Genomic DNA, 4859 nt, shown 5'->3' on the forward strand with positions numbered 1-4859 from the left:
TAATAAATTATATATGTTTTTTTGACTATCTTTTTATATCTTCTTAAATGTCCGCAAAGCCTTATTTTATCGGCTCTACGGGCATTTTGCTTTTGTGGTAAACCTCACATATCTAGGTCTATCTTCTTATATTTTCGCTATCAAGCGTGGTTAAAATCGTGGTAAATACTTCTATGCGATTAGACGCTGAACCTCTGATTTTGCGGTATCTATGGACGCATGAGCGTACCAGTTCATTGTGATACTAATGTTTGAATGTCCCATGATATACTGTAAATCTTTTGGGTTCATGTTCTTGCTTGCCAGCCTTGTGCAGAATGTATGGCGTAGCGTATGCGGTGTGATATGTGGCAAGGGGTTGTCCTTATGGTGCTTGTTGTATTTCTTTACCATACGGACAAATAAAGTGCTGTAATCAATCGCAACTTTTGGCTTGCCTTTCTGATTGACAAATAGGAAGTTGCTCCGTCCGTCTATCACAAATGGTTTTGCCTTTGGGCGTTTCTTTATCACTCGTTGAAATGCTTGTATCGTTTCCTTGCTTAATGGCACTTGCCTTGTTCCACTCTTTGTCTTAGGCGTTTCAATATAATAACCTTGTTCCTTACTCTTTAGTAACTGGTGGTCGATAACTACAACCTCATGGATAAAATCAACGTCCATGATTGTCAGTCCGCACAGTTCCGAGATACGAAGTCCTGTCTTTAACAGTATCAGCACATCATCATAATACTTGTGATACACATTGTCCGTCTTGATGAATGAGAGTAAGGCTTGTTCCTGTTCCTCTGTCAATGCGACTTTCTCTTTGGTATCATTTTCTAGGACTTCACTTAACTTGAAATCAAAAGGGTTTTTCCTTACACAATCGTCTTGTATGGCGATATAGAATGACGCTTTTAACGAGCGTTTATGGTTGTTAATGGTGTTATAGGAAAAGCCTTTGTCTTTCATGCGTAACGCCCATTCCTTAGCGTCAGAGGGTTTTATCGTATCAATGCTCCTAGCACCTAACTTGTCCTCTTTCAATAACCGCATGAGTTGTTCCCGTTGTTTCATTGTGCTTTTCTTCACATTTGCCCTCTGTGCGTTCTGTTTGGCGTAGAGTTGGCAAAGCGTCATTTTCTTGCCTGTGCTGTCGATACCGTCCTCAATATCCCGTCTTATCTGCTGTTCCAGTTCACGAAGTGAGGGTTTTTCCCGTTTTCCCTTTGGTGTCGGGTCTGTGGGTGTCAATCTCCAAGCATACACATATTTTGTGTTTCCAAATGCGTCCACATATTTATATAAGTATTTTCCGTCTGTTCGTTGGCTCTCTCCAGTATGCAGGATACGTCCTTTGCTATCCCGTCTTTTTTCTTTCATGATGTCTGCTCCTTTCCTTGTTGGAAAGAGCCTTGATATGACTTGTGTTCATCATAACACATACAAGGCTCATTTGCATTAGATTGCGTCCAATTTGTCAATGACCTTTTCAAACTGTCGGCGTTTAATCTGTATGCGGTTGCCATTCATAATGAGCCAGCCAGCGTCCTTGTTTTCCTCTGCCAATCGTCTTAACTTGTTTTCTCCGATACGGAAATACTTTGACGCTTCTTCAATGGTAAGGGTGTATTTTTCCCATACAGGAATATCGTTGTTATTCATCAGATACCCCCTTTCCCATGTTTCGTGTCATACTGGATATAGGGGATAAGGTCGGTGCGGTCTATCCTCTGTAAGTGGGCGGTTAGTTTACTGGAAAGGGAATTGCTGTATCTTGCCTTATCAAGCATAGTTCCCACTTTTTCCAGTCCACCTAATGCGTCATGTTCTTCCAAGAAGTAAAAACTTTTCACAGCGGAAATCACGCCACCCTCTGTGAGCCATTGCTGTGTTTCTTCAAGAGAATTATGTAGTTTCGGTACTTGCAGTTTTAAGACTTCCACAGCCCCTAAAAAGCGTTCCCAAAACCGACACGTTTTCCATCTGCTCTTATTACTTTCATTTCTGTTTGGCACGACAAAGCGTAGGTTGTTTGCCAATAGCCCGAAAGCCAGTTCCCCAAGTTCCAGCGGTCTGTCCTTGAATGTCATGGCAAAAGCATGAGCCTTATCATCACGCAGTTGCATTTCTGTCCGTTTCCAACTGCCGACTTCATCAAGTGTCTTATTATGTTTTGAACAGACTTCCTTATCTTTATCATAAAAGCGGTAGGACAATCCCGATTTACCAGCACCGATATAAACGGTCTTTGCAGTGTCGAAATCATCAAACTTGCTTTCGTCAAAGTGGTAGCCCTCACTATTCGAGATAAATTCCTCTTTTTCGCATTTCTTCTTTATCTGCTCTATGGTAAAGAATGGCTTTTCGTTCTTATCATCAATGGCAATATCAAGTCTTGTGAAATGGAAATTATCCAGTCCGTATCTTCGCTCACAGCGTCGGAACATATCTCCAAAGGTACTATTCCTACTGTCGAGAATACGGAAAATATCATCACAACCTCTGCCAGTCATAACAAGATAACAGCCTAGCCCTTGTTGGTTGTCCTCTGTCTTTCTTGCGTCCCCCGATACATAAATATCTCCAATCTGCCAGCGTGCTTGATAAGTCTTGAATTTTATCGTTGCTGGATAAACATTGAAAATGTCAGTCGGTAAATCTAAAATGTGCATGATTACATCTTCAGCGGTTGCCGTTTCAAATACAATGCTGATGTAATCAATCTTAACGGATAAATTTTTGTGTGTAGTTATAGTGCATTTCTCCTTTCGTATGCCCCGTTTTTTTGCGGGGTAAAAATTGTGTTTTTTCCTTTATTTATCACAGTTTCTAGGTACTATGACATGTATACGCAGGGCGGTGTTACATATACGCCCTTTACGAACGCCTAAAGGCGTTCCCTTTCTTCCTGTGTCTGCCCCGTTCTTAACGCTCACGAGCCTTGTAAGGCTCGTGGCTAAACGGAACAGCCCCAGTCAGAAACCTTATTTTCGGTCTGATAGTCTATGCTTATTCATGCTATCAAAATGAAAATACATCTTTTCTATGCTTACTCAAGCGTGTGATTGACCCTAGCGTGCTTAATCACTCTATCTGATACGATAATAACGCCATTAGAATTACTTGTCAAGAAGTTTTTGTTGACTTTTAGATATATATTAAGTATGATATGCTTATAAATACCAAGAAAAGCAACGAAAGGAGCGGTTATACTAAGTTATGGAGCATTATGAAAAGAAAATCAGTTTCTTAGGAGAAAACATACAGACCATAAGAAAACACAGAGGAATGAAACAACAGGAACTTGCGGACAAAATCGGTATCAATATGCAGAGCCTTTCCAAGATTGAACGTGGCGTGAATTATCCTACCTTTGATACGCTGGAAAAGATAATGGACGTGCTGGGAGTAACACCCAATGAATTATTGTCGGGAGAATGGAAGTATATTGACCACACCGAGCCCTATATCATGGATATTATCAAACGGGAACAAGACTTCAATGTTTCCTTAGATTACCTGTCTGAAAATGAATTTTTCGATGATGAAAAAGAATGCACATTTTACAAGGCATATAAACTCATACAGTATATCCATAACTACATTACCAATGAGGTTACGGAGTTGGAAGAACTTATGGAAATCAAGCAGTTGATACAGCGTCAAAAACTGGAACGCATGATAAAAGTACATAAGGAAATGCGAGGGTTAGACCGATACAGAGAACAGCCCAAAGAGTATAAATACCATGACCCTTATGATGATTGGATATTTCGTCAGCTTGCGGATATAGACAACAGAAACAACATTCCCGACACTTCTCCACAAGTAGACTTCAATGAAGCAGACTATGAAGATTATCTAAAGGCGAAATGGAACAGAGGTCTTTAATTTCCTCTTGCATGGAAGATACAGCAAACAAAAAGCCCAGTAAAGAGTGCAAAGCACCACCAATGGTGGCAAGGCTCTTGACAGGGCTTTTTCTTTTCTGTTGTGGGGTAATCAAGAGGAAGAAAGAAAAAGTGTGCATTTTTGTTCCATAAATGCTAAGGGTATGCTGATTTTTATTGTGGCGGATATATGGAACTGTTATAATATGGATATGAAGAAAGCGACAAATTTGAAAGTGTTAATAATTTTCAAACAGCCTCATTGCATGGAAATAAGAAACAGACTATCCTTAAAGTAGGAGGTGGCACAAATGGCAAATGAAGATAAAAAAGATTTTAATGCTATGTTGCATGATAGTAAGGATATGCCAAAATTTCAAATTATCATAGACCAGAAAAGTATTGAGAAATATGGTGGAAACAAAATGTATTTTGCTCCCCCGATTGACTATGACAAAGTAATGAAAAAAGTTCCGTATGGTAAAGTGATTACGGTTGGAAAAATACGAGAACACTTTGCAAAATTGAGTGGTGCAGATTTTACAGAGCCGATTACAGCGGGTATATTTGTTTCTATTGTAGCGTGGGCGAGTTATCAGCGTTCCGAAGATGAAACACCCTATTGGAGAACATTAAAAGCAAACGGAGAATTAAATGCTAAATATCCAAATGGTATTGAAGCACAGAAAGAAAAATTAGAAGCAGAGGGACATACCATTATTCAAAAGGGGCGTAAAAATATACGATACTATGTAAAGGACTATGAAAATTCTCTTTTTGATTTGAAATAGGCAAATTCTATTTCACAATTTCATATCTCTATACACAAAGCAGTTAGTCTTAGGATTGACTGCTTTTTTCATACCTAAATTTCAGATTGGAGTGATGAAATGGTGTTTGTTAGAGCTGTTCAGTAAGATTATCGGTGCATAAAATTTTATTGTGGTGCAGATATGAAAATGATATAATGTGGATATGAAGAAA

5 protein-coding genes are annotated in these 4859 nt (G+C 39.2%); 2 read left to right on the forward strand and 3 right to left on the reverse strand.

The genetic code is table 11. From position 1 onward, the window contains the following. Positions 1-171 precede the first annotated feature (171 nt). The 3 genes from ACT8YW_RS21755 to ACT8YW_RS21765 all read right to left on the reverse strand — a co-directional run bounded on the left by ACT8YW_RS21755 (position 172) and on the right by ACT8YW_RS21765 (position 2759). Positions 172-1365, reverse strand: a complete 1194-nt coding sequence (locus ACT8YW_RS21755; protein ID WP_444107123.1) for a tyrosine-type recombinase/integrase — start codon at positions 1363-1365, stop codon at positions 172-174. Between the two features lie 78 nt (positions 1366-1443). Then, a complete protein-coding gene (locus ACT8YW_RS21760) occupies positions 1444-1647 on the reverse strand; it encodes an excisionase (RefSeq protein ID WP_002610247.1) in 204 nt (67 codons plus the stop codon). Then, the gene (locus ACT8YW_RS21765; RefSeq protein ID WP_318155999.1) at positions 1647-2759 is read right to left on the reverse strand and encodes a replication initiation factor domain-containing protein; all 1113 of its coding nucleotides are present in this window, start codon (positions 2757-2759) and stop codon (positions 1647-1649) included. Before ACT8YW_RS21765 ends, ACT8YW_RS21760 begins: the two co-directional genes overlap by 1 nt. A 445-nt stretch (positions 2760-3204) precedes the next feature. Here ACT8YW_RS21765 and ACT8YW_RS21770 point away from each other — a divergent pair, with 445 nt between their 5' ends. Beyond that, a complete protein-coding gene (locus ACT8YW_RS21770) occupies positions 3205-3876 on the forward strand; it encodes a helix-turn-helix domain-containing protein (RefSeq protein WP_002322214.1) in 672 nt (223 codons plus the stop codon). A gap of 310 nt (positions 3877-4186) precedes the next feature. Beyond that, entirely contained in the window at positions 4187-4666 is a 480-nt protein-coding gene (locus tag ACT8YW_RS21775; RefSeq protein WP_002322212.1) for an MGMT family protein, read from the forward strand. The last annotated feature ends 193 nt before the right edge of the window (positions 4667-4859 follow it).

The sequence above is a fragment of the Bacteroides sp. genome (genome assembly GCF_052357945.1).
In the GTDB taxonomy this organism is placed as follows: domain Bacteria; phylum Bacteroidota; class Bacteroidia; order Bacteroidales; family Bacteroidaceae; genus Bacteroides.

Coding starts and splice junctions, on each gene's coding strand:
- ACT8YW_RS21755 (WP_444107123.1), bottom strand. CDS start 1,365: ATGAAAGAAAAAAGACGGGATAGCAAAGGACGTATCCTGCATACTGGA.
- ACT8YW_RS21760 (WP_002610247.1), bottom strand. CDS start 1,647: ATGAATAACAACGATATTCCTGTATGGGAAAAATACACCCTTACCATT.
- ACT8YW_RS21770 (WP_002322214.1), top strand. CDS start 3,205: ATGGAGCATTATGAAAAGAAAATCAGTTTCTTAGGAGAAAACATACAG.
- ACT8YW_RS21775 (WP_002322212.1), top strand. CDS start 4,187: ATGGCAAATGAAGATAAAAAAGATTTTAATGCTATGTTGCATGATAGT.